This window comes from Desulfosporosinus lacus DSM 15449 (genome assembly GCF_900129935.1).
GTDB lineage: Bacteria > Bacillota > Desulfitobacteriia > Desulfitobacteriales > Desulfitobacteriaceae > Desulfosporosinus > Desulfosporosinus lacus.
In genome coordinates this window covers 45,182-68,838 of record NZ_FQXJ01000016.1, presented here as the reverse complement: position 1 = coordinate 68,838, position 23,657 = coordinate 45,182, and the positions used below count along the sequence as shown (strand labels likewise).

The 23,657-nt window shown below is 48.1% G+C and carries 22 protein-coding genes and 1 pseudogene; 22 read left to right on the top strand and 1 reads right to left on the bottom strand.

The genetic code is table 11. From position 1 onward, the window contains the following. Positions 1-349 precede the first annotated feature (349 nt). The 19 genes and pseudogenes from BUB11_RS19025 (at position 350) to BUB11_RS18940 (ending at position 19,930) form a co-directional block, all read left to right on the top strand. Complete coding sequence (locus BUB11_RS19025; RefSeq protein WP_084110405.1) at positions 350-2,233, top strand: sigma-54-dependent Fis family transcriptional regulator; 1,884 nt, start codon at positions 350-352, stop codon at positions 2,231-2,233. A gap of 355 nt (positions 2,234-2,588) precedes the next feature. Then, the gene (locus tag BUB11_RS19020; RefSeq protein ID WP_073031349.1) at positions 2,589-4,052 is read left to right on the top strand and encodes a DUF2193 domain-containing protein; all 1,464 of its coding nucleotides are present in this window, start codon (positions 2,589-2,591) and stop codon (positions 4,050-4,052) included. Positions 4,053-4,172: 120 nt separating this feature from the next. Further along, complete coding sequence (locus BUB11_RS19015; protein ID WP_073031347.1) at positions 4,173-4,961, top strand: MIP/aquaporin family protein; 789 nt, start codon at positions 4,173-4,175, stop codon at positions 4,959-4,961. 203 nt (positions 4,962-5,164) lie between these two features. Then, positions 5,165-6,139: a beta-ribofuranosylaminobenzene 5'-phosphate synthase family protein gene (locus BUB11_RS19010; RefSeq protein ID WP_073031345.1), complete on the top strand. Its 975-nt coding sequence runs from the start codon at positions 5,165-5,167 to the stop codon at positions 6,137-6,139. Between the two features lie 30 nt (positions 6,140-6,169). Next, on the top strand, positions 6,170-6,736 hold the full coding sequence (locus tag BUB11_RS19005) for a flavoprotein (protein ID WP_159436957.1): 567 nt from the start codon (positions 6,170-6,172) through the stop codon (positions 6,734-6,736). A gap of 53 nt (positions 6,737-6,789) precedes the next feature. After that, positions 6,790-8,163, top strand: a complete 1,374-nt coding sequence (locus BUB11_RS19000) for a DUF6513 domain-containing protein (protein ID WP_073031343.1) — start codon at positions 6,790-6,792, stop codon at positions 8,161-8,163. A gap of 20 nt (positions 8,164-8,183) precedes the next feature. Continuing rightward, entirely contained in the window at positions 8,184-8,783 is a 600-nt protein-coding gene (locus BUB11_RS18995) for a DUF447 domain-containing protein (RefSeq protein ID WP_073031341.1), read from the top strand. Between the two features lie 74 nt (positions 8,784-8,857). Then, positions 8,858-9,721 (top strand): NADP-dependent methylenetetrahydromethanopterin/methylenetetrahydrofolate dehydrogenase, encoded by an 864-nt coding sequence (locus tag BUB11_RS18990; protein ID WP_073031339.1) that lies wholly within the window; start codon positions 8,858-8,860, stop codon positions 9,719-9,721. Between the two features lies 1 nt (position 9,722). After that, the gene (locus BUB11_RS18985) at positions 9,723-10,961 is read left to right on the top strand and encodes an ATP-grasp domain-containing protein (protein WP_073031336.1); all 1,239 of its coding nucleotides are present in this window, start codon (positions 9,723-9,725) and stop codon (positions 10,959-10,961) included. A gap of 44 nt (positions 10,962-11,005) precedes the next feature. Further along, positions 11,006-11,386, top strand: coding sequence for a molybdopterin dinucleotide binding domain-containing protein (locus tag BUB11_RS18980; protein WP_073031334.1), 381 nt, complete (start codon positions 11,006-11,008; stop codon positions 11,384-11,386). Further along, entirely contained in the window at positions 11,379-11,714 is a 336-nt protein-coding gene (locus BUB11_RS27890) for a molybdopterin-binding domain-containing protein (protein WP_200797955.1), read from the top strand. The genes BUB11_RS18980 and BUB11_RS27890 overlap by 8 nt, the downstream gene beginning before the upstream one ends. A gap of 12 nt (positions 11,715-11,726) precedes the next feature. Beyond that, positions 11,727-12,686: pseudogene (locus tag BUB11_RS18975) on the top strand (formylmethanofuran dehydrogenase subunit B); the annotation flags it as partial. Continuing rightward, on the top strand, positions 12,655-14,304 hold the full coding sequence (locus tag BUB11_RS18970; RefSeq protein WP_073031332.1) for a formylmethanofuran dehydrogenase subunit A: 1,650 nt from the start codon (positions 12,655-12,657) through the stop codon (positions 14,302-14,304). The pseudogene BUB11_RS18975 and the gene BUB11_RS18970, both read left to right, overlap by 32 nt. Then, on the top strand, positions 14,295-15,200 hold the full coding sequence (fhcD, locus tag BUB11_RS18965; RefSeq protein WP_073031330.1) for a formylmethanofuran--tetrahydromethanopterin N-formyltransferase: 906 nt from the start codon (positions 14,295-14,297) through the stop codon (positions 15,198-15,200). The genes BUB11_RS18970 and fhcD overlap by 10 nt, the downstream gene beginning before the upstream one ends. Positions 15,201-15,230: 30 nt before the next feature. Beyond that, positions 15,231-16,115: a formylmethanofuran dehydrogenase subunit C gene (locus BUB11_RS18960; RefSeq protein WP_073031327.1), complete on the top strand. Its 885-nt coding sequence runs from the start codon at positions 15,231-15,233 to the stop codon at positions 16,113-16,115. Beyond that, on the top strand, positions 16,100-17,077 hold the full coding sequence (mch, locus tag BUB11_RS18955; RefSeq protein ID WP_073031324.1) for a methenyltetrahydromethanopterin cyclohydrolase: 978 nt from the start codon (positions 16,100-16,102) through the stop codon (positions 17,075-17,077). The genes BUB11_RS18960 and mch overlap by 16 nt, the downstream gene beginning before the upstream one ends. A gap of 32 nt (positions 17,078-17,109) precedes the next feature. Further along, positions 17,110-18,018, top strand: coding sequence for an ATP-grasp domain-containing protein (locus tag BUB11_RS18950; RefSeq protein WP_073031322.1), 909 nt, complete (start codon positions 17,110-17,112; stop codon positions 18,016-18,018). A 15-nt stretch (positions 18,019-18,033) separates the two neighbouring features. Next, positions 18,034-18,984 (top strand): triphosphoribosyl-dephospho-CoA synthase, encoded by a 951-nt coding sequence (locus BUB11_RS18945; protein WP_073031320.1) that lies wholly within the window; start codon positions 18,034-18,036, stop codon positions 18,982-18,984. A gap of 109 nt (positions 18,985-19,093) precedes the next feature. Beyond that, positions 19,094-19,930, top strand: a complete 837-nt coding sequence (locus tag BUB11_RS18940; RefSeq protein ID WP_073031318.1) for a (5-formylfuran-3-yl)methyl phosphate synthase — start codon at positions 19,094-19,096, stop codon at positions 19,928-19,930. Here BUB11_RS18940 and BUB11_RS18935 read toward each other — a convergent pair. Beyond that, positions 19,833-20,474 (bottom strand): amino acid kinase family protein, encoded by a 642-nt coding sequence (locus BUB11_RS18935; RefSeq protein ID WP_073031317.1) that lies wholly within the window; start codon positions 20,472-20,474, stop codon positions 19,833-19,835. The two genes, BUB11_RS18940 and BUB11_RS18935, sit on opposite strands and share 98 nt — an antisense overlap. A 151-nt stretch (positions 20,475-20,625) precedes the next feature. On the opposite strand from BUB11_RS18935, the gene BUB11_RS18930 reads away from it, so the two are divergent. The 3 genes from BUB11_RS18930 to BUB11_RS18920 are packed head-to-tail and all read left to right on the top strand — an operon-like array spanning position 20,626 to position 23,646. After that, positions 20,626-21,693 (top strand): ATP-grasp domain-containing protein, encoded by a 1,068-nt coding sequence (locus BUB11_RS18930; protein WP_207650049.1) that lies wholly within the window; start codon positions 20,626-20,628, stop codon positions 21,691-21,693. Between the two features lie 57 nt (positions 21,694-21,750). After that, positions 21,751-22,818 (top strand): hydantoinase/oxoprolinase family protein, encoded by a 1,068-nt coding sequence (locus BUB11_RS18925; protein WP_073031315.1) that lies wholly within the window; start codon positions 21,751-21,753, stop codon positions 22,816-22,818. Positions 22,819-22,836: 18 nt separating this feature from the next. Next, positions 22,837-23,646, top strand: coding sequence for a HisA/HisF-related TIM barrel protein (locus BUB11_RS18920; RefSeq protein ID WP_073031314.1), 810 nt, complete (start codon positions 22,837-22,839; stop codon positions 23,644-23,646). Positions 23,647-23,657 lie beyond the last annotated feature (11 nt).

Below are 23,657 nucleotides of genomic sequence, written 5' to 3'. Positions count from 1 at the left end.
CTCTTTTTTATAAAAAGATATTAGAAAATTCTATTCTTAATAAACGGCCATAATCCTTGAAAATTCAGTTAAGTGATGTAGAATGTAGATAAGAAAATAAAAGAAAAGAAAAGAAAAGAAAAGAAAAGAAAGATGCAGGGTATAGCTGTCATTAATATGATTGTAGCCCTGCTTACGTATAAGGATAGGGGATTTATTTAAATAATTCGGGAGGTATTTCACCCAAGTATTTAATTAATTCAGATAAAAAGCGAGGTGAAAATATATTCAAAATCTAGACAGAGCCTGGGAAGAGGTTGTTATAAAGGGAAATACAAATAGTAAGACAGACCAGCTGAATCCAATAATCATGTCCTCATGGCAACGTTGCCTGGCGAAAAATCTGGACCCGGAAGTGGTTCAAACCTCACGAGCATCCGAAAATGAGATAGAGATTCGAAGAAAATCTAATCGAAAGCTTATTGAAGTGGCCAAACCTTTTTTGGAGAGACTTTATCAGTTGGTAAAAGGTTCGGGCTTCGTTGTTCTTTTACTTGACCATGAGGCCTGTATACTTGAACTTTTGGGGGACCAAGATATCATAGGAGAAAACTGTACTTTTAGAATTGGCGAATTCTGGAATGAGGAGAACAAAGGCACAAATGCTATGGGCCTAGTGAAAATAGAGAAAAAGCCACTTCAAGTTTTTGCGGCAGAGCATTTTTTCCGAAAGAACCATGGGATTACATGTTCAGGGGCGCCTATCAGGGGAGAAAACGGTGAAATGATAGGGATTCTCGATGTTTCTGGGGATTATCATAATGCTCACGCTCATACATTAGGGATGGTCGTCGCAGCAGCCGAAGCAATTGAGAACTTACTGCGCCTGGAATCGGCTAATAGGGAAATCATTCGCGCTTATAATAATGTTAATGCTATTTTGCAGTATATGTCAGAAGGGCTTATCTCTTTTGATGAAGCCGGAAGAGTTACTAAGTTGAATCCGGTTGCCCAAAAAATTTTGCATATTAACTCTGAGAGCTACAAAGGTCAATTGATTGGTGATCTTCTCAAAAACTCAAAGATTTCCACTGTCATGCTGACTGAAGGGCGCAGGATTAACGACCGCGAGATGACTCTCGATACAGGGTCAGGGCAGGTGCGCTTTCTATTTTCAGGTCAACCTATTATTGACAAAAACCAAGAAGTCTGTGGTGGCGTGGCAATCCTTCGGGAAGTGAAAAATATCCACCGCTTAGTTAATAAAATAGTTGGAGCAAGAGCACATTTTACCTTCGAAGATATTATTGGACAAAGTTCCTCACTGCAAAAAAGTATCCAAGTGGCTAAAGATGTGGCAGACAGTATGTCCTCGATTTACTTACAGGGGGAAAGCGGCACGGGTAAAGAAATGTTTGCCCAAGCTTTACACAATGCCAGCCCGGTCTGTCACGGTCCATTTGTGGCCATTAACTGCGCTGCCATCCCGCGTGAGCTTATGCAGAGTGAGCTTTTCGGATATGAAGAAGGTGCATTTACCGGGGCTAAGCGGGGGGGACGGCCAGGCAAATTTGAGTTGGCCAACGAAGGCACCATTTTTTTGGATGAAGTTGGGGACATGCCCTTGGAGACGCAAGTATCGTTACTGCGAGTACTTCAAGAGAAACAAGTTGTTCGTGTTGGGGGATTTAAGCCAATTGCGGTTACCATTAGAGTGATTGCGGCAACCAATAGGAATTTGAAGGAAGAAGTTCGGAGGGGTAATTTTCGGGCAGATCTGTACTATCGCTTAAACGTTATTAATATTTCTGTGCCTCCTTTACGACATCGAAAAGGAGACACCCTGCTCTTGGTAGATTATTATATCAATAAGTTTTCGCAACTGCTCCAGTTACCATTATGTGAACTTGACAGAAAAGCTGCTGAAGCGTTAGAAAGCTATTCCTGGCCAGGAAATGTGCGCGAACTTTCTAATGCCATTGAACATGCTGTGATCTTAGCAAAGGGACGAATCATTACGACGGAGCTTTTACCGGAGTCCTTACAAAGTTTAAGTGAACCTCCTGAAAAAGCCAAAATAAATGTTTCCTCGATGGAGGATCTGGAGAAGACGCTAATTATTGAGGCACTGGAAATGGCTGGTTGGAATATTACCCATTGTGCTTCAGCGTTAGGCATCGCCCGTAATACACTTTATCGAAAAATAAAAACGTATCACATTTCCATTCCAAGAGATTTAAACGGGTTTAAGTAAGGATGAAATTTAGTATTTAGTAATTAAAAATAACGTTTCGCTCAAAAGGGCTCTTTCGAAATTTATCGAAGGGTCTTTTGTTTTTTTTGTACTTGGCACTAGCCAAGTTTTCTTTGTAAGAAAACGGAACGTTACAATTTTGAACAGCGTACCACTTTTGAGCAATGTTTTTTATATTATCTAGTACTCAGATGGCTTACAGATGCGTTAATTTACAACTAATTTGGCTCAATTGCAAAAATTAAGTCAAATTAGTTGTGTTTAAAGGGAATTTTAGGCTTGGCCTCTTATTTGCTATATAGGTAGATGGATGCTTACAAAGGTATCCAAATAAAAAATGGGGGGTTTTAACTTCATGTCAAAAGAACTGTATGCCAAAATGATTGAGGAAGCCTTAGCAGCCCAAAAAGCGGATTTGAGCGTGATTAAGGCGAAAAGAGGTGGAGAATTTAAAATTACTGATGCCAAACCCTATGTCGATGCCGTCAACGCCATGACCGTTGGAGAAGGGCAAAGTCCTGAAGTAATTCGTCTTCATGTTGATTCAGTGAATGCTCATTATGAAACCTTGCTGCAACTCACAGATACGGTTCGCCCTGAAGATGATCCCTTCGTTGAGCATTACCAAACTCCAGCTATCCTTGAAGTTCTTTACGAATTAGATCCGGCTTTCAGGAGCGCAGTCGAACAGTTCATGGCAGCAATTGCTACCAACGAGGCTTTAATCGGCAGAGAATCCTTACGGCGCTATGGTGGGTTCTATGGGCCTACAGCTGTGGTCGATTTTGCTTTCGTTCCGGGGTCCACCAGTAACGTTGTGAACACTATTTTAAGCGGCATGAATATAGAGAAAAAATATAAGCAAGCAATCTTGTCTTCGAAATCTTGGGGGATGAATACCTCGTATGGAATCGGCTCCGCTTTCGCAAATGCAATCAATGCCGGAGCGACAACTGCAAAGGCAGTCGAAGAAGAAATTGCCATGCTTCAACTCGTCTATGATCGACCGATTGAAGCTCAAACAAAGTTGATGACAGATTCGGGGCATTCCTCGTTTGACGTCAAGAAATACATGGAAATCTATCGAGAAAGAATGCGCCCGGCGATTAAAGCTGCAGTTGATGCAGGAGTCCATTACAGCAACATTGTTACAGTACCGGCGTATTGCGTTGGGGATGTAGCCCATCACATTTCCCAATCTATGTATAACATGACCAAAGATGACATGACCATGGCAATTATTGAAGCGACTTCCGATGTTATGGAGCAAACTTTAAAGCTAGGTTTAGATCAAGGCTACAAAGGTGTTTATGATATCTTGAGTGTTGCCACAGGATCTACGGCTGCAGCTGTCACTTACATCCTGGAGAAAGACGCTTTCACAGTCCCGATGGTTGTTGATCTTCTTACTAAACGTTATACAAACTTTGTCCAAAAATACCCGGATCGCGGGCCTGCGGCTGAGCTTCACAATGTAGACTTTATGGACATGATTCACCGTGGCGCTAAAATCCTGGCCAGCGGAAAAGTAAAAGGGGTTCCGGTTCAAATAAGCGCAATTGATGCCAATGAAGTGATCGTTAATCCACAACGCTATACTTATCCGGCGTGCGGAATAACTGTCCATTTCTCTTCCCTAATGCGTCTGGCGGATTTCCCATGTCTTTTGACCAGTGAACCTGTGACGGCAACCTTAATGACCAATATTATTGCGTTAGATCCGACAAGCCCGGGTTCACCGGCCAGAGTCTGTAAAGACTGTGCTGTCACCAGTTTAATAAAACGATGTGCTTATTGTAACTGGAGCAGTGCTGTTTAACAGCATATCCAAGCAGTTGGAGTAAGCAAGAAGGGGAGTTGGAGGTGATGCCAAAGCAGCCTCCTCTCGTCCTCAAATATTCCTCTCTCGATTGATCATATTTGAAAGAGGTGTGTTGGAATGGGTTCATTGACTAAGAAATTCTTTGCTGAATTAATTGGAATATGGATGCTCGTTATTGTTGGTACTGGCAGCGCAGCAGTTACTTTAATGCTGGCAGAAGGGGAACAGAAGGCCTCTGCTTTTAACATTGGCATTGGTGCTTTGGGGGGATTGGGTGATTGGCTGGCAATCGGTATGTGCTTCGGAATTGTGATTGCCACTGCTATTTATCTTTTTGGGCCGGTATCGGGTTGTCATATTAATCCATCAGTGACGATTGCTCTTTGGATAACCAAACGTATCCCGACTAAAGATGCCATTGTCTATATAATCGCCCAATTTATTGGCGCTACCCTAGGCTCTTTTACTCTTCTTGGCATGTTAGGGAGCAAGGGTGCTACGGTTGGTGGGTTAGGAGCGCCGGGGGTATTCCCTGGAATGAGCTTAGGGCAAGTGTTTTTAGCTGAATTAGTGGGCACTTTCTTGCTCATGTTAGGTATCATGGCTTATGCCGTTGACAAAAGAGCTCCCAAAGGCTTGGCTGGTTTAGGAATAGGACTAAATATAGCGTTGATTATTACCGCATTTGGAAACATTTCCGGACAAGGAATCAATCCGGCCCGTTCTTTTGGTCCGATTTTAGTGGACAGTTTAGCGGGCGGACCCAATGGATGGCCTACCTTCTGGATCTTTTTGGTGGCCCCAATTATCGGTGCGATCTTAGCGGCTTTTGTGTATGAAGTAGTGGTGAATGAAAAAGAAGCTGAAACAGCTACTGGTGTAGCCTCGCGAGATTTCGGGAGCTGAAACGGGGAGAGTCTCCAAAAAGTGTCCCAACTTCCTCGGCGAATGCCGAGAGTCTATTGATGAGTAAAAAGGCCTAACTATTCTTTTAAAGGAAGGCTTCGTTGCGGAGTCTTCCTGTTGAAGAAAGTGGATGCCTCAAACGACACACAGTAAACTGCGCCTGCAAATGTTTTCCGACTTTGCGATGGAAAGGTGATGAATGTATGCCGAAGGCCTGGGTTAGAGTTGGCGCCCGTTTGCACCTCGGTCAGTTAGATTTGAATGGCTCGTTAGGCCGTCTTTACGGAGGGTTAGGTTTAGCGATCGATCAACCTCAGTTAGAATTGACATCGGAGCAGGGAAGTAAGTTGCAGATTGAAGGTCCGGAATCTGAAATAAAAAGGGCGGAACGCATTGCCTTGCAATATCTCCAACACTATTCATTACCGGGCGTAAAAATCAAACTTATGCAGTCATTACCCAGCCATAGCGGCCTGGGTTCGGGAACGCAACTCGCCTTAGCTTTAGGTTTTGCTATCACTCGCGTTTACGGACTGCGTCCCCCTTTGCTGGAATTAGCCGGTTTGACGGATCGCGAGGGAAGTCGTTCCGGAATAGGGGTAGCAGCCTTTAAAAAAGGTGGATTTTTAGTGGATGGAGGAAAACCCGCCAGTGAAACGATCAGCGGTACTAAAACTAACTACCATGTACCTCCGGTTATAACAAGATTTTCATTTCCTAAAGAGTGGGCCATCGTGATTGCCATCCCCAAGAAAGGTGAGGAAATGTTCGGCAGTAAGGAAGAAAAGGCGTTTAAATCTCTGTTGCCGATGGAAGAGCATATATCCGGGAGGATTAGCAGGCTCCTGCTTATGAAGCTGTTACCGGCTTTGGCAGAAAAGGATTTACAACGTTTTGGACAGGGTGTGACAGAAATCCAAGAACATTTAGGAGACTATTTTAGTCCGGTTCAAGGTGGTCGATTTGCAACAACTGATGGAGCGCGCGTGGCAGAATATATGTTGTCCCAAGGAGCAGCAGGAGTTGGACAAAGTTCGTGGGGCCCAACGGTATACGGGTTTACCGATAGGAAGAAATTGGCCTCCTTAGCAGAGAACATCCGGAATTTAATGGGTGACCGCGGTCAAGTTTGGGTGGCCGGGGGCGTAAACCATGGAGCAGAATGGAGTATAAGTTAAAACCCTAAAAGTGAGAGGGTGGTAATGGGGATGCCTGAAGTTGTGGAAAGCATGCATCCGAGAATAGCATGGGGAATAACCGGAGCAGGGCATTTCTTGGAGCCATGTCTGAATATCTTGCTTGAGTTAGATCAGGTGGATATTTTCATCTCCAATGCGGCCAAAGAAGTGCTGGCTAACTATGGACTGCTTAAACGATTAGAACAATCCGGCCGGCACTTATTTTGGGATACCGGTTTCAGTTCCAGACCAGTAACAAAACTGTATAGGGGATATTATCAGGCGGCAGTCATTGCTCCGGTAACCTCAAATACTATCGCCAAGATGGTGAACGGCATCTCCGATAATTTGGTAACGAATTTATTTGCGCACGCTGGTAAATGTCAGATCCCTACCCTAATATTGCCCTGTGATATTAAGCCGGAAATGAATTCGTTAACCCCCCTCGGAGAGTCTGTGCAAGTTCACGTACGCAAAGTCGATCTGGACAATATAGATTGTTTAGCGAGCTGGACAGGAGTGGAAGTAGCTCGTGATCCGGAAGACTTGAAACTACAACTGCGCACTTTCAGTCATGATCGCAAATATGAGTTGTAAAAACGCTCTTTAATACTTCCGTATAAATTAACCCAAAGTGTGGGGGATAAGTGATGACTTCTTTACAGAAATACTTATTGATTACCGGAACCATTGCGAATCGAGCCCTTGCCTCTGTGGTGAAAACCATAAACTGTGACCTGTTCTGTGAAGTAAAATCTCTCCGGTGCAGTGTGGCTGCCCTGATGACGACAGACTTTATTGCCCGGAAATTGGAGGAGTACGCTTCTTTAAGCGGAGCTGAAACCATCATCATCCCCGGTTTATGTCAGGGTTCACTTGAATCCATCAAACAGAGAACCGGCTGTCAAGTGTTACGGGGTCCTAAGGATTTAAAGGATTTGCCTGCCTTTCTCACAGGCGGTATTTACCTTGAGGAGTCTCTCCCTGATATCAGCGAAGGCAGTGCAGCTTCACCCATGCAGATTTTAGCGGAAATCGTCGATGCACCTCGTTTGAGCCTTGCTGAGATCATAGCAAAGGCGCATTACTATCAACAAAGCGGTGCAGACATCATCGATCTTGGAGGGGATGTGCACGGCCCTTTTCCAGGTTTGCGAGAGGTCATACGCTCTCTGAAAGCTGAAGGGTTTAAAGTCAGTATTGACAGCCATCAACGCGAAGACATCCTGACAGCCAATCAGGAAGGGGTCGATCTCGTTCTTAGTTTGAATTCCCAGAACATTGACCTAGGGCAAATCCTTGACTGTCCGGCGGTGCTGATTCCAGATGATGGGGAAGATTTGCCTTCTTTGTACCGGACCCTCGAATTAATGGAAAAATGGCATAAACCTTACATCCTTGACCCAATTCTTCCCCCGTTAACCATGGGCTTGGCTGAGGGGATCAGCCGGTACAGAACTCTTCGGCGGGAATTACCGGGCTGCAATCTGTTAATGGGTTTAGGGAATGTCACAGAACTGGTCGATGCGGATAGCACAGGGATTAATGCTCTCATGATGGGGATTGCTACAGAGCTAAACGTAAATTACATCCTGACCACCGAAGTAAGTCATAGGGCCCGGGGCGCAGTTTCGGAAGCAAGCAGGGCGCGTCATTTGATGTACCGAGCTTCAATAGAGGGGCGTTTGCCCAAACATTTGGATTATGGTTTGTTAACGATTAAAGACCCTTATGGCAATCGGTTTAATCATAGTGAATTAAAAGAGATGCAGTCGGTTATAAAAGATAAAAACTTTCGTATTTTTGTTGCTGACAAATCTATTTATATCTTTAATGCCAATATGTTCTTACAAGGTACTTCAGCTCAAGGACTCTTTACTCAATTAGGAATTTGCGATGTGAACCATGCCTTTTATCTGGGTCGTGAACTAAGTAAGGCAGAGCTGGCTTTAAGACTCGGAAAAAAATATGTTCAGGATGACCCTTTACGCTGGGGGTATATAAATGAGAGCGAAGTTGAATAGTCTAAGGCAGGTTAATCACTATGATTCTTGAAGCCATCGTTTCATCACTCAGCCCGGAGGGGAATGTCAACTTTGCCCCGATGGGAGTTCATATTTTGGAGTCGGACCATAAACCTGAGCCGGTAAACTCGTTTGTTTTACGTCTCTTTTCAAATTCCCAAACCTATGAGAATTTACGCTCCACAGGGCAAGGGGTGATCAATTTCACTCAGGATGTCGCTGTTTTTGTTGAGACCGCTCTGTATTCTAAATGTTTGCCCTATGTGCCGTCCCAAAGGGTTTGTCCCCCAAGCTTAGCTGATGTGCAGACCCTATGGGAATTCAAGGTTATCCGCTTTGATGATTCCATCGAACCTGCGTTTGTCGAGGGGCAAGTGGAGCATCGGGTGGAGCGGGCCGGGTATGGCGGATTCTGCAGAGCCCAATCGGCTGTATTGGAAGCGACTATCGCAGCAACCCGTTGGCAATGGTTGCCGAAGTTGAATATTACAGACCCATGGCCTATGTGGTCGGACATAGTTCGAAAAACAGGAGGGAAAAGGGAACGCCAGGCCTTTAACCGAGTAAGCCTCTTTTTGATGGAACGAGGAATTCAGGTAGCGGGTGTTCCTGAGTCTTAAACGAAAATCCGAGTTTCAGACTAAGCTGATTTAATTTGTAACCCATAAAATCGAGATACTAGGAGGAGCGGCTGATGAAGAATATTTTACTCCAACTTGAACCGGATGTGCAGGTCAGTGTCTTCGACCAGATTACGGCCTATGATGCCGGGGTAGATCATGTTCTCCCTTACGGGGGAGTTCAAGCCTACGATGTTGCGAATCTTGTCTATGGTACTATCTTTACTCGCGGTGGTGAAGAATTGCGCCATACCGCTATTTTTATTGGGGGTACGCAAGTCCCTGCGTCGGAGGAGCTGATGAAGCAAGTCTTAGGAACGTTCTTTGCTCAATTTAAAGTGTCCGTAATGTTCGATGCCAACGGATGCAACACGACTGCGGCCGCCTTAGTGCATAAAGTCGCCAAGGGCCGTGACTTGGCGGGTAAGAAAGTGCTTGTCTTGGCTGGTACAGGTCCCGTAGGGATTCGAGTGGCGACATTGCTCGCTCGGGAGGGCTGTCAGGTAGTTCTTTCCTCACGCCAGCTTTCACGCGCAGTGGAAGTATGCCAGCGTATGGAGAAGAATATTGGCAGAAAGATACAGCCTCTTCAGGCGGCTAATCAGGAAGAGGTGAAAAGGGCTTTAGCTGAAGGAACAAATATCGTGGCCTGTTGTGGTTCTCCGGGAGTGCGTTTGCTCGACCATGAGACTTGGACTTCTGCCCCGTCCTTGGAGGTTATCGCTGACATTAATGCGGTAGAACCGTCAGGGGTAGAGGGTATGAAGGTGACAGACAATGGCAAAGAACGGGAGGGGAAAATTCTCTATGGGGCGATTGCTATCGGTAATTTTAAAATGAAAGTGCACCGCGCCACAGTGGCTGCCTTGTTTAAGCGGAATGACCAAGTATTCGACTATGAGTCCATTTATGCGTTAGCTAAGGAGATGGAAGGATAAAATGTTCCTGCTCGCAGGGGTTAGCATTCGGGCTATGATGGAATCGGCAGTCGAAGCCGGGTTTTCAGTGATGGGGATCGATTTCTTTGGGGATGTAGACAGCCGGTGGTGTGGAAAAACCTTAAGCTTAGTAAACGATTTTAAGTCAGCTCCCACCGTAAGAAATTTGCTGCAAGCGGCGAAGACTATTTCCTGTGAGGGAATGACCTATGCCTCTGGTCCGGAAAACCAACCTGACCCGCTGGTCTTCTGGGCAGAGCGGGGGTTGTTGATGGGGAATGGAATTTCGACATTAAAGCAAGTTCGAGATCCCTGGAGACTTAAGGCAACCCTTTTGGAAATAGGAGTATCGATGCCTTTATTTTATAGCGTTGAGCAATGGAGACCGGAGGGAACAGAAAAAAAGTGGCTCTTAAAAGCTGTCAACAGAGGCGGAGGGCACGGAATCCTCGAACTGCCTCAGAACAAGGCTGTTGCCTTAGAACTCATAGCGGACTTAGGAGATCCAGCACAGTATATTATTGAGGAATACCTCTCCGGAATCCCTGCCTCGGTGACCTTTCTGGCGGATGGCAGAGAGGCGGTTGTGTTAGGAACCAGCCGACAATTGGTCGGTTTACAGGGGCCGAGTGGAAAGCCGTATATCTACGCGGGAAATATCGTACCCCTCGATACTGCTTTCCTATCCGGTCTAAGCTCCTTCGAAGCAGACATGATCAGGATAAGTCAGCACCTAACGATCACCTTTGGCCTGCGGGGACTCAATACCTTAGATTTTATGATTAACTCAAGAGGGATATGGATCCTCGAACTGAATCCCCGCTGGTCGGCCTCAGTAGAACTCATCGAAAAATGGAGAGGAAAACGCTTTTTTTCTGATCATATTACCGCCTGCGGAGGCCGGGGACTGAGGGATACCCACTCAGTTGAGCTTAGCCTTCGGAGGGGAAAGAAGAATGACTTTCAGGGTTTTTGGGGAAAGCGTATCGTCTATGCCCAAACATCGTTCAATGTAAAGGAGCAACTGGGTCGTAATCTGGATTTTCTTTACGAGCAAGGGGTTCGAGATATTCCTTTCCCAGGAACACAGATTGAGTGTGGGCAACCTATCTGCACGGTTATTGCAAAGGCTGAGAGTGACATGACCTGTTGGGAAGAGCTCCAGGTGAAGGGTGAATGGGTAGCTCGGGTCTTTGGCGACCTGAGCTCGTCGGTGGTTCGACAGGCCGAATCACATTAAGAGTTAAAACGTTAGGTTATAGATTGGCAGAGGAGGGGTTATAAATGGGTACCATATCCGGTTTATTAATTACTGTTCGTACCGGCCGGCAAGGCGCCACGATGGAAAACGGAAAGTTAACCCCGGAATACCTTGAAGAAACATCCATGTTGGCTATTAATCCGGAGGATTTAGCGGCACTCGAAATGGCTCCGGGCCAACCGGCGCGGTTAAAAAGTCCGGATGGTGAGGTCATCGTCACTTGTCGGCCCACGACGGGTCCGAGAGGATTATTCTTTCTGCCATTGGGGCCGACAGCCAGTCAGTTAATCAGTGGAGAAACACATGGAACGGGAGTCCCGGATTTTAAGGGATTGCCCGTTACCCTAGAACCGGAACTGAAATTTTCTCAGCAGACTGATCTGGGAGGGCATGTCGATGAGTAGTCATCAGGATGTAGTATGTACTTTTTGCGGATGTCTTTGCGACGATCTTGAAGTCGAAGTGGCGGACAATCAAATTACCAAGGTAAAAAGGGCTTGCACGATTGGTCGAAACAAACTAATGCATGCCCAATCTGATTTGGCTTCGGTTCGGATTAACGGTCAAGCCGCTACCCTTGAGGAAGCCTTGAATGAGGCGGCAGGCATATTAGGGAAAGCCAAAGCCCCCCTTGTCTACGGTTTATGCAGTACGACAACCGAGGCCCAGCGTGAGGCTGTTGCCTTGACCGAGCTGATCGGGGGAATTGTGGATAACCCTTCTTCCTATTGACACGGTCCGGGCGTTGTCGCCCGCCAGTCCGTTGGGCTGGCTTCATGTACCCTAGGGGAAGTAAAGAATCGGGCAGACCTCTTAATATATTGGGGCTGCAACCCTATGGAATCCCATATGCGTCATCTCAGCCGCTATTCTGCCTTAGCCAAAGGGCTCTTTGTTGCGGAAGGCCGCAAAGGCAGGAAGGTCGTGGTAATTGATGTACGACCGACTGCAACTTCAAAACAGGCTGATGAATTTTTAGAGATTACTCCCGGACAGGACTTCGAGATTGCCACAGTCTTGCGTGCTATAATCAAAGGTTTACCTTTACCGGAGCTTCCTGAAGACAGTACCGTCGGGGGTGTGCCTTTGTCCAAGTGGCGGGAATTGGTTAGTTTAATGAAGGCTTGCCATTATGGGGTTGTGATGTTCGGAATTGGGGTGACGGAGAGTCGGGGAAAAGATTTAAACTTGGAGCAGATCATTAAACTGGTCGGGGAAATGAACGAGTTCACTCGCTTCTATGCCATACCGATGCGGGGGCACGGGAATGTCAATGGCAGCAATCAGGTTTTGACCTGGCAAACCGGCTATCCCTTTGCCGTAAATTTGAGCCGTGGTTATCCGCGTTACAATCCGGGAGAATTCAGTGTTATGGATCTGTTAATTCGCCGAGAGGTGGATGCCGCCCTGATCATTGCGACTGACCCGGGGGCTCATCTGCCTAAAGTTGCGGTTGAGCATCTTAAAAACATTCCCACCATCGTCTTGGAACCTCACGAAAATTTGACAACCTCATGGGCCAATGTAGTGATTCCGGTAGCACCAGCAGGGGTGGGGGTATCAGGCACATTTTATCGGATGGATAACGTGGCTTTGCAGGTTAAGAAGTTGGCGGATTTCCCGTTTCCTTCCGATCTTGAGGTGGTGAAATCCATAAAGGAGAGAATAGCGGATGTTAAAGATTATCAACGGGCAAGTTTATGATCCGGCAAACGGGGTTAGCGGAGAGCTGAAAGACGTCTATATTGAGGACGGTAAAATCATAGCAGAGCCTGGATTTCCTCAAAACAACGCTGTTCCGGACCTGATCGATGCCGCTGGCTGTGTCGTTATGCCGGGTGGGGTCGAGATTCACAGCCACTTGGCGGGCCCGAAGGTAAATACCGCACGCATGATGTGTCCGGAAGATCACTATGACCATTTTCATACCAAGACGTCAGTGTCGCGCTCAGGAACGGGATTGACCATTCCAAGTACATTTTTAACGGGCCAGTTATACTCGAGGCTCGGTTATACGACCGTCTTTGAAGCGGCGGTTCCTGCCTTGCTGGCCCGTCATGTACACGAAGAACTGCAGGATACGCCCCTGCTTGACGCTGGATTTTATACCCTCATGGGCAATAACTACATGATGATGAAAGTCCTGGGTGAGCCTGATTCTAAGAAACGAAAAGAGCGACTAAGGGATCTGGTGGCTTGGCTTTTACGCAGCAGTAAAGGGTACGCTGTGAAAGTGGTCAACCCGGGTGGCGTGGAAAGCTGGAAATGGAGTCAGGGTTCGGTCAATCTCGATACCCCTGTTCCACCCTTCGGTGTGACACCACGACGGATGCTCCTGGAATTGGTGGATGTGGTAGAGGAGTTGCATTTGCCACACTCGCTGCACCTGCATTCCAACCACCTCGGCGAAGCCGGAAATGTGCAAACCACCTTGGAAACTATGCGTACGTTGGAAGGGCACCGCTTACATTTGACCCATATGCAGTTTCACTCCTATGGTGCAACAAAAAGTGGGGGCATATCGTCAGAAGCGCCCCGGATAGCCGAGTATTTAAACCAACACCCTGAGTTTACCTGTGACGCGGGGCAGATTGTTTTCGGCCCCGTGACCACGATGACCGCGGATTCTCCCATGCAATTTCATCTGCATCAGTTAACCGGCAACAAGTGGGCGAATGCAGACGTTGAGATGGAGACGGGGGCAGGCATCGTTCCCTTAATCTACCGCCCGAGCAATCTGGTCAATGCCATCCAATGGTCGATTGGTTTAGAACTTCTCCTGTTGGTCAAGAATCCGTGGCAGATTTTCCTAACCACGGATCATCCCAATGCCGGGCCGTTTACAGCCTATCCACAAATCATTCGTTTACTTATGGATGCCGACTATCGCAGGGCACGGCTGGCAGAACTGAACCCGAAAGCAGTTCGTTATACTTGCTTGGCAGAATTAGACAGAGAATACACCCTCGATGAAATCGCCATCATTACCCGTGCCGGTCCGGCCAAAGCTCTGAGACTTTCCAATAAAGGCCACTTGGGAGTTGGGGCTGATGCGGACGTTGCCATTTATCCCCTTCAACAGGATAAGGAAGCGATGTTTTCCCGACCGGCGTATGTCTTAAAAGATGGGCAGGTTATTGTTCGCGACGGACAAGTGATTAAGAATGTTATGGGCCGGACATTGTTTGTTCAACCTGAGGGCGCACAGAAATTGCCTCCGGATCTGGCGGATGATTTTGCCAGATTCTACTCGATTGCACTCTCCAATTTTGCCGTCCAAGAAGAGTATGTAGAGCGTCAGGAGGTGATCCCTTGTATTTAAATGGGGTAGAAATCGAAGAAACCTTCGCCGAGGCGTTTACCATGCGGGGCACAAGATTAACAGTCACCGCGGTCAATGAACGATGGGCTCGCCACGCCGCCCTGGCGGCCACCGGCTTTGCCACCTCAGTTATCGGGTGTGGAGTTGAAGCTGGGATTGAGGGACCTGCAGTGAGTACGCCGGATGGCCGGTTCGGCTTGGATTGCTTATTTTTTGCCTTCTCTAAAGAAGACATGGAAAAACACTTGATCAAACGTATCGGACAGGCGATTATGACCGCCCCTACTTCAGCTTGTTTCGACGGGGAATTGCCAGAGTTTCAGGGGCAAGATGACGCTGTAAGCAAACTCAATATCGGAGGGAAACTGCGTTTTTTCGGGGATGGATATCAAGCGAGCAAGGTCATTGGGAATGTTCGCTATTGGCGGATTCCGGTTATGGAAGGAGAATTTCTGATTCAAGAAGATTTCTCGGTGGTCAAAGGGATTGGCGGTGGGAATTTTCTTATCTTGGCTGAAAGCGCAGGGGCCGCCCTTTTGGCCTCGGAAGCCGCAGTAGAAGCTATGCGTGCTGTTCGCGGTGTTATTCTTCCCTTTCCGGGCGGGGTGGTTCGCAGTGGGAGTCAGGTTGGGTCAAACTATAAATTTCTTTCTGCCTCGACGAATACAGCTTATTGTCCAACGATTCGGGGACGTCTGGACAGCCTGCTTCCCGCAGGAGTCAATTCTGTGCTGGAGATTGTGATCGATGGTCTGACCTTCGAGAGTGTGAGTCGGGCGATGCAGGTGGGGATCATTGCTGCATCCCAAGTGCAGGGCGTAAAGAGGATAACTGCAGGAAATTACGGAGGACGTTTGGGTAAACACCATTTTCATCTCCAAGAGATTTTAAGGTAGGGAATAAAGAAGAGGGATAGGGGGTTAGGCATGAAAACACAGGTTACACTGGTTCTGAAAGAAATCCCCTCTTTGCCGGTTGAAGCAGAACTTATTAACCCCGAGAATGTCACCGAAAAAGGAATTCCGGAGATCAAGAGTATGCTCCTTTGGTGTGGAAACCGCCAAGAAAGGGTTGGCGACTACTTTGAGGTCGAGATTACATCATTGGAAGAGTCTAAAAACGGAGTTGCTGATCCTGTGCTGAATTCAGTAAACAAAGGGGAAGGGAATTTGGCGAGGCTGGTATTACAGGGAGACCTTTCCAAGTTTAAGCGCCTTGGGCAGGGCATGGCCGCGGGGGAAATGCTGATTCAGGGGTCAGCAGGGTTTCACGCCGGAGCGCTTATGCGTGGGGGAACCCTTTTAATAGAAGAGAATGCCGGTGATTGGCTGGGTGCCCATATGGAAGGCGGGCAGATCCTAGTTAAGGGTTCAGCGGGTCATTTTGTGGGCTCTGCTTATCGGGGTAAAACTAAAGGAATGACGGGCGGCAGGATTTTGATTGGGGGGGATGCCGGGCAAATGCTCGGAGCGCGGATGGGCCGAGGGCTGATCGCGGTCGAAGGAGATTGCGGAGACGTGCCAGGCTTTGGTATGATGGCAGGCACGATTCTGATTCAAGGGACCTCGGGGATTCGGGTCGGAGCGAACATGCGCCGCGGCACCGTGATTCTTCTGCAGTCAAAAAAACTGCTTCCCACGTTTTATTATAATTGTACTTATGAGTTGCCCTTTTGGAGATTATTGTACAACCAACTTATTCAGGCTGGCTTCTCGTTGCCTGCTTCATATCAAGACGTGTCCTTTCGTCGCTACAGCGGTGACGCCAACGAAGGAGGAAAGGGGGAAATTCTAATATGTCATTGCCCTTAATAACAAAGCCAGAACTTAGCCCTAATCAACAAGCGCTCCCTATCGTTCGTGACCTCATCGCTCGCCGTGAACAGCTTCAAGTGGCTGTCCATAGGGTCAGGGGGGCCACGGTGATTGATTGTGGTATAGAAGTTCCCGGAGGGTGGGAAGCAGGGCTGGCCTTTGCTTCGATCTGTCTAGGGGGTCTGGCTCAGGTTAAGCTGCAGTGGGCTGACTTCGGCGGGTTACGCTGGCCTGGGATTGAAGTAGTCACTGATCATCCCATTCGTGCTTGCCTGGCATCCCAATATGCCGGCTGGTTTATTAAAAAAGACAAGTTCTCGGCAATGGGATCAGGGCCTGGGCGTGCTCTGGTTCAGACAGAGGAGCTGTTCACCAAGCTAGGCTATAGGGATTCTTCCCCCGTCGCCATTTTTTGCTTAGAAAGCCGCAAACTCCCTACTGAAGCTGCCGTGGATATGATCGTTGAGAAATGCAGGTGTGAACCGTCCGATCTCTATATTTTAGTGGCCCCCACAGCATCGGCGGCCGGCTCGGTGCAAATTGCGGCTCGGGCTGTGGAAACCGGTTTGCATAAGCTCATGGAGCTGGGATACGATTTGGGAACGATTGAAAGCGGCTGGGGTATTTGCCCGATTCCGCCGGTGGCGGCGGATGATCTTAGTGCCATAGGTCGAACCAATGATGCAGTACTCTATGGCGCTACCGTTCATTATAATCTGCGAGATGACGATGATAAGCTAAGCTCTTTAGTGGGACAGATTCCGTCAATGGCTTCGCGCGATTATGGTGACCTGTTTGGAAAATTATTTAAACAGTATGGCAATTTCTATGACATTGATCCCCTCTTATTCAGTCCGGCGGAAGTGTGGCTCAGCAATATACAGAGCGGTTCTTCCTTCCATGCCGGGTCTCTCCGCCCTGATCTGCTAACCTCATCCTTCGGACTTGAATATCGATAACCTCAAGAATACTAGCAATAGGAGATAACAATATGCGTCAAAGGTTTCGGATTGGAATTATGGGAACAGCAAAAGGCCCCCATATACAGGCCTTAGCTAAAGCTCTGCAAAACACAGGCGCGGAGGTTATCTTAGTCCCCCCTCAACGGCTGACATCGTTCATCCCGGAGCCGGCAACCATCATCACGGGTTCGGATGGGTATCGAGAGAACCTCAGGGAGTTGGATGCTCTGCTTGTTCGTTCGCTGCCTGGCGGATCCTTGGAACAAGTCATTTATCGGGTCGATGTCCTGCACCGCTTAGAAAAACTTGGTTTGAAAGTGATTAATCGGGCTGTGGTCTTAGAAAAAACAGTTGATAAATTCTATACCTCAGCTTTGCTGGGCGACGCGGGCTTGCCGGTACCCAGAACCGTCGTGACCGAAAGCTTCGAGCAGGCGATGGAGGGTGTGAAGAAGATGGGGAGGGTGGTTGTGAAACCTCTGTTTGGCTCCCTCGGAACCGGCATGGTCTTGGTTGAGGATCAGGAAGTGGCTTACCGTGTTTTTCGAGCCCTGGAATTGGGGCGGTATGTGTATTATTTACAGGAATTTCTTCCGCATAATAATGAAGATTACCGGCTTTTTGTTGTCGGTGGGGAAGTAATCAGTACGATGCGTCGCCGCGGAGAAACTTGGAAGACCAACATCGCCTGCGGTGCAGTCGCGGAATACGTGGAACCTGATCCCGTCCTGAGCCGGCTAGCCCTTAAAACGGCGGAGCTCTTAGGAGCAGACTACCTTGGCGTGGATATTCTGATCAGCAACGGACAGCCCTATATTATTGAAGCCAATGGGATTCCGGGCTGGACCGGTCTGCAATCCGTGACTCCCGTCAAGATTGCCGACGTCTTGGCAGACTATACGGTTCGTCAGCTGCAATCGGGGATCAATAAAGATTAGAGGGTGAGAGAAAGAATGCCCTATGAAGATTTTCGTTGGGATATTGCAGGGGCGGCCCAAGCGGCCTGCATTCTGGAAGCCAATGCGCCTAAAGTGGGAAATGTAAACCGCTTAAATGACTTTGAGGACTGTACTCTTGAAGATTTCCATTTGAGTGCAGTGGCTATTGCGGAACCGTTAGGCCGGGTCAGAACGCTTGGGGTAGGAAAAACTATCCGAGCGGCGATCCAAGCAACCCGCCAGGCGGTTCCGACGAATACGAATTTAGGGATGGTTTTACTCTTGGTTCCTTTGGCAATGGCCTGGAGCCGGATGGAACAAAGTTGCTGCCAGGAAAAGGTGGGCGATGAGGAAAAAAAAGAGTCCCAACGTGCAGGATGGGCAAGGGAGATAGCCCATGTCCTCACAGGACTTACGGCAGAAGATACTCGCCACGTCTATGAGGCTATTCGTCTCGCCAATCCTTCGGGCATGGGGCACACGGGAGAGCATGATATTTACAAGGAAAATCCCCCGAATATCACTTTATTAGAAGCGATGAGTTTAGCCGCTAACCGGGACATGGTAGCCCTGGAATATGCGAACCAGTTTCAGACGGTCTTCAAGGTCGGGCTTCCAGCCTTGGAACAGGCGCTGAAGGTAGGTCTGTCTTTACCCGATGCCACCGCAGGTACACACCTCTTCCTTTTAAGCCAATTTCCGGATACGCTGATTGCCCGCAAAGGAGGGGAAAGTTTGAGCAGACAAGTTCAAGCGAGAGCTCAAAGGGTTTGGGAAGCGGGAGGGTTCCGGACAGATGCCGGACGGACACAAGCCGCAGAGTTTGATGCCTGGTTAAGAGAAGATGGGCATCACTTAAACCCCGGCTCGACGGCAGACCTGATAGCGGTGATCCTTTTTGTTTTGTTTCTGGAAAATGGGCTGGGGTTTTGGGGGAAAAACCGCCGGGACAGAGGGACTATGTAAACGAGAAAGTGAAATCCCTACTTATAGGAGCAGGTTATCAAGGAACCTTCGGGTTGGTTTCGAGAAGAGGGAATCTTAGAATTGAATAAATCATAAGGAGTGGGTTTCCATGGGCAGATTATCATCCTCCCCCTTTTTTGCTTCGGCCCCTGCGCTCTTGGTCAGTGTGGTTAATCTGGCAGAGGCGAATGCCGCCTTCGAGGGAGGCACGGATTTCATTGATATTAAGAACCCCGCAGAAGGGGCTTTAGGGGCTCCACGCCCCGGGGTCATTGCGGATATATGCCGGGAATACAAAGGCAAAAAGCCAATCAGTGTGGCTCTGGGCGAATTTCCGAGAAAACCCAGTGCTGCGGCCTTAGTCGCTATGGGAGCCGCCCAGTTCCAACCGGATTACCTGAAAATAGCATTTTTCTCAGGGGCAACGCGGGCAGAGATCGTCTCAACCCTTCAGGAAATAAGGCAAGGGATCACCTATGTTCAGCGGGAAAGGATACCTGTGGTTGCCGTGGCTTATGCAGACACCCTGTCTTCTGAGTCTTGGACCTTAGAAGAATTTACCGCTTTCGCTCAGGAAGGCGGTGCTCAGGGATGCCTTATAGATACGTTTGTGAAAAACGGGACTTCTCTGCCAAATGTTTTATCCAGGCAGCAAATCGCAGAATTCATAGTCAGCTGTCATAATCGTCAGCTTTTTAGCGGTTTAGCCGGATCCTTGAAGCATGAAGAAATAGAATCTCTGCTGACTTTTGGCGCCGATATTATTGGGGTCCGTTCGGCCGCCTGTGGAGGGGATCGCTTGCGGGGGGAAGTGACTCCTCAGCGGGTCAATGTTCTAAAGTCTCTTTTCAGCCAAAAAAGGCAGACCTCTTCGGACCCAGATGGACGCCCTGGGTGTAACCGCTCTCTAAAAGTTCGGCCAGTCGTTGGGGATGAAGACCATTGAGAAACCAAACCGGTAGATTTGGTGAAAGAGCTTCATGAAAATAGGCATCAACGTCCGGTTCTTTGACCGCCGGATCAATATCAACGCTCTTTAACAAGACAAGGAGGGAAGCATCCAGCTGTTTGGCCAGATAGGCTGAGATCGAATCTGAAGTGACGTCCCATGAGCGAGGCAGGTCTTCCGGTGGAACAAGGCTTAGGTAATGAGAGCACAGTAGGATCTGGGGACTCGAGGGAATACTTGCCTGCTGAAAAGATAATGGGTCAGTCAGGTAAGTTAATCTGCTGCCGGGAATAAAGGACTGAAGGACATAAGCAAACTGATCCATGGCTAACAAAGCCATAAAGTGACAGGTCGGGTCACTGAGGTTTAAGCGTTCTCCATAGTCGCGGACACTGTCGGCAAAGGGTCCTCCGCCGGGTATAATAACCAGAGAATGTTGGGCGGACAAACTTTGCAGGATGTTTCCAAGTTCCTGGAGCGCTTGGCCCCCTTCGTTATAAATCAAACTGCCACCCAGTTTGATGATGATGGGTTTTTGCATTACAATCAGCCCTTGCCATTTTATTTAAAAATGCAGTCATTTAAACTAAGGCGGCCCCCCTTTGGCGCCGGCCATGGTTTCTTTAGACTTGATTCACTCAATCTTTCTTCTAATCTTATTGTAAAGGAATTCGTGTGATTTGCCAAAGCTTATGCCAAAGCTAAAAGGTTTAAGGAGGCAGGGATTTTTGCGAGTTTTAATCTATGAGTTTTTTTCTGCCGGCGGAATGGACGATAACGGAGATTTATCCGTTTTGGGATTTTCTATGCTCAACGCAGTTCTGAGTGATTTTATGGAGATCCCGGGCTTGGAAATTTCTACGATCCTTCATCCTCGAGTTAAGGATCTCATGGTCCAAGTCCCATATGCCGAAGGGGTACATATTGCTTGGAGTGAGGAGGGGACCGGAACCTGGCTTGAGCAATATGAGGCAAGGTTGGAAGAGTGTGACACTGTCTTAGTGATCGCGCCTGAAACGGACGGGCTTTCTGCCAGGCTGATCGGCGCAGCCGAAGGGAAAGGAAAGCAGGTCTTGGGTTCATCGGCCAAAGCGGTGGCGCTGGTCGGTGATAAAGCGGAAACTATTAAGTTATTGGCAAGCCAGGGCTTACCTGTTCCCTCCACTGCAACGTTGACACATCCTTTACCTCCTCACTGGCAGACCAGGATTATCGAAGGTTTTCCCATGCCGATGGTGCTTAAGCCAGTGTCTGGGGCCGGAGGGCAGGGGGTTATGGTTATCAAAGATTCTGCCCGCCTAGACCTTGCAGTGAAACAATTTAAAGGTGTTTCAGGCCCCGCACCTTTTCTGGTACAAGAGTATATCTCAGGAGAAGCTGTGAGCGTCAGTTGCTTTGTCACGGCCGGCCAGGTGTTAACATTAAGTTTGAATCGTCAACACATAGCTGAGGATGAAGAACTCTATTTCCAGGGGATTACGATTCCTTATCAGCATCCACAGGCCCAGGAAGCTCTTGATATTGCCAAGGGTGCCTGCCAGGCGGTGGATGGACTTTCAGGATTTGTGGGGGTTGATCTGGTCCTCGGCCAAACCGGGCCCGTGATCATGGAGATCAATTCTCGAGTTTCAGTGGCCTATGTCGCGTTGAGAGAAGTCGTTAAACGAAATCTAGCACAGGATCTTTGGCTTACCTGTATGGAGCAGCGCTTACCGGCGCCCCTTGAGATAAGCGGAACTTATACCTATCGAGTGGGTTAATAAGGCAAAACAACCTGCGCAAATCCGAAAACCCATTGTGAAGGAGAGGGGTAAAGAATGTCTGTTTTTATGGGTTTGGACATTGGCGGAGCTAATACCAAGGTGTGTTGGGTGGAGATGCAAAATGGCCGGGTTGTGCGAGCCGAAGGGGAATCTGTATATCATGAGGTGTGGAGAGATCCTGAAGGATTGCAAGGGGTATTAGAAACCTTCAAGTACAACCGGGAAATGGGGGATGACCAGACTCTTCAAGGGGTTGCTCTGACTATGACGGCCGAACTGTGTGACATTTTCAAGTCCAAATCCGAAGGAGTTAGGGCAATTCTGGATTTGGTTGAGCAGGTTTTTAGGGATATTCCCCTCTATGTTTGGACAACCCGCGGGGTTTTTGTTAGTCCGTCTCAAACGAGAGAGAAACCACTGGATGCGGCGGCAGCGAATTGGTTAGCCAGTGCAACCGCCTTGGCCCGCAGTCCGCTGGTCAATCATGATGAGGCGGCGTTTCTTGTAGATATGGGCAGCACCACAACAGATATTTTGCCCCTCTTTCAAGGGGAGGTTGTGGTCAAAGGGCGTACGGATCTAGAGCGTTTATTATATGGAGAACTGGTCTACACAGGGGTTCTGCGAACCCAAGTGCAAGCGATTGTCGATTATGTTCATATAAAGGGCCTGCCCTGCAAGGTGACGAGTGAATACTTTTCGATCACCGCTGATGTTTACCGGCTGTTGAACTTGATAAGGGAAGAGGATTATGATGTCGCTACCCCTGATGGAGCGGGGCGGGATATCGCGGCATGTGTTCAACGGCTGGCGCGTGTGGTTGCTTCTGACCCCGAGGAATTCGGTCAGAATGGGGTTTATGCACTTGCTCGATTCATCCAAGAAAAGCAACTTCAGCAAGTTCTCGATGCGGTTTGGCAACTCCTTTCACGGTTGGAGCAACCATGGCCAAAACGGCTGATCATGGCCAGTCAGGGTTCATTTCTTCTCAGAGAAGTGGCCAGACGTTTAGAATGGGAAGCAATCCCGTGGTGGGAGTGCATTCCGGGCGCCAAGGAAGGCTATGCCTTAACAGCCTATGCGGTGGCTTGGCTATTAGCCGGCCAATTGGAGGTTAATTAAAAGAAGGGGCGGAGGGTTATGAATAAAAAATTATTCCGAGTCATTCCCGCTTTGGACCTCAAGAATGGAGTGGTTGTTCACGGGATTCGAGGCGAGCGGGAAAAATACCAACCTATCGAAAGTATTTTAAGCATGTCGCCAGAGTTATCTCCCCTTGTGGACGGATTCGTTCAGCAGTTGGGGTTGCGCGAGTTTTATGTCGCAGATCTTGACGCCATCATGTCTTCCATGAAAAAGGATCATTTGAATTTCGTGGCACAGAAAAATGCGGAAAGAGTAAATAACCATAAACCCCTTTCGTTTATGATTGATGCGGGAGTTTATGACGTTGATGGCGTTGGGAAAGTATTGGCAGCCGGAGCAGACCAGGTCATTATTGGTACGGAGACTTTGCCTTCACTAGCAATGTTACAAGAGATCATAAACCACTATGGAAGGGAGCGGCTTGTGGTTAGCCTTGATATTAAGGATGGTAAAATTATGAGTGCTGCTGTGGAACTTACCCGTCTTACCCCTCCACAAGCTATGAGAGAACTAATGAAATTAGGGATTCAACAGTTTATTTTGTTGGAACTAAGCAGGGTGGGTACAGGTGCAGGCCTGAATAAAACTCTAATCAAAGAATGCTTAGCCGTTTTGGGTGTACAGCCAAAGAAAACGAAAATGACAGGTTCTTTAATTTTAGGCGGAGGAGTCTCCGGATATGAGGACTTGCGTTGGCTGATGCTGGAGGGCGTTTCGGGAGCAATTGTGGCGAGCGCTCTGCATGACGGCCGGCTAACAAAAGAAAAACTATGCCAATTAAAAGAGCTTCAGAAATATAAATGATGAATGACATT

Excerpts from the sequence above, each read along its gene's own strand:
- BUB11_RS19025 (WP_084110405.1), top strand. The coding sequence starts at position 350 with ATGTCCTCATGGCAACGTTGCCTGGCGAAAAATCTGGACCCGGAAGTG.
- BUB11_RS19020 (WP_073031349.1), top strand. The coding sequence starts at position 2,589 with ATGTCAAAAGAACTGTATGCCAAAATGATTGAGGAAGCCTTAGCAGCC.
- BUB11_RS19015 (WP_073031347.1), top strand. The coding sequence starts at position 4,173 with ATGGGTTCATTGACTAAGAAATTCTTTGCTGAATTAATTGGAATATGG.
- BUB11_RS19010 (WP_073031345.1), top strand. The coding sequence starts at position 5,165 with ATGCCGAAGGCCTGGGTTAGAGTTGGCGCCCGTTTGCACCTCGGTCAG.
- BUB11_RS19005 (WP_159436957.1), top strand. The coding sequence starts at position 6,170 with ATGCCTGAAGTTGTGGAAAGCATGCATCCGAGAATAGCATGGGGAATA.
- BUB11_RS19000 (WP_073031343.1), top strand. The coding sequence starts at position 6,790 with ATGACTTCTTTACAGAAATACTTATTGATTACCGGAACCATTGCGAAT.
- BUB11_RS18995 (WP_073031341.1), top strand. The coding sequence starts at position 8,184 with ATGATTCTTGAAGCCATCGTTTCATCACTCAGCCCGGAGGGGAATGTC.
- BUB11_RS18990 (WP_073031339.1), top strand. The coding sequence starts at position 8,858 with ATGAAGAATATTTTACTCCAACTTGAACCGGATGTGCAGGTCAGTGTC.
- BUB11_RS18985 (WP_073031336.1), top strand. The coding sequence starts at position 9,723 with ATGTTCCTGCTCGCAGGGGTTAGCATTCGGGCTATGATGGAATCGGCA.
- BUB11_RS18980 (WP_073031334.1), top strand. The coding sequence starts at position 11,006 with ATGGGTACCATATCCGGTTTATTAATTACTGTTCGTACCGGCCGGCAA.
- BUB11_RS27890 (WP_200797955.1), top strand. The coding sequence starts at position 11,379 with ATGAGTAGTCATCAGGATGTAGTATGTACTTTTTGCGGATGTCTTTGC.
- BUB11_RS18970 (WP_073031332.1), top strand. The coding sequence starts at position 12,655 with ATGTTAAAGATTATCAACGGGCAAGTTTATGATCCGGCAAACGGGGTT.
- BUB11_RS18960 (WP_073031327.1), top strand. The coding sequence starts at position 15,231 with ATGAAAACACAGGTTACACTGGTTCTGAAAGAAATCCCCTCTTTGCCG.
- mch (WP_073031324.1), top strand. The coding sequence starts at position 16,100 with ATGTCATTGCCCTTAATAACAAAGCCAGAACTTAGCCCTAATCAACAA.
- BUB11_RS18950 (WP_073031322.1), top strand. The coding sequence starts at position 17,110 with ATGCGTCAAAGGTTTCGGATTGGAATTATGGGAACAGCAAAAGGCCCC.
- BUB11_RS18945 (WP_073031320.1), top strand. The coding sequence starts at position 18,034 with ATGCCCTATGAAGATTTTCGTTGGGATATTGCAGGGGCGGCCCAAGCG.
- BUB11_RS18940 (WP_073031318.1), top strand. The coding sequence starts at position 19,094 with ATGGGCAGATTATCATCCTCCCCCTTTTTTGCTTCGGCCCCTGCGCTC.
- BUB11_RS18935 (WP_073031317.1), bottom strand. The coding sequence starts at position 20,474 with ATGCAAAAACCCATCATCATCAAACTGGGTGGCAGTTTGATTTATAAC.
- BUB11_RS18930 (WP_207650049.1), top strand. The coding sequence starts at position 20,626 with ATGCCAAAGCTAAAAGGTTTAAGGAGGCAGGGATTTTTGCGAGTTTTA.
- BUB11_RS18925 (WP_073031315.1), top strand. The coding sequence starts at position 21,751 with ATGTCTGTTTTTATGGGTTTGGACATTGGCGGAGCTAATACCAAGGTG.
- BUB11_RS18920 (WP_073031314.1), top strand. The coding sequence starts at position 22,837 with ATGAATAAAAAATTATTCCGAGTCATTCCCGCTTTGGACCTCAAGAAT.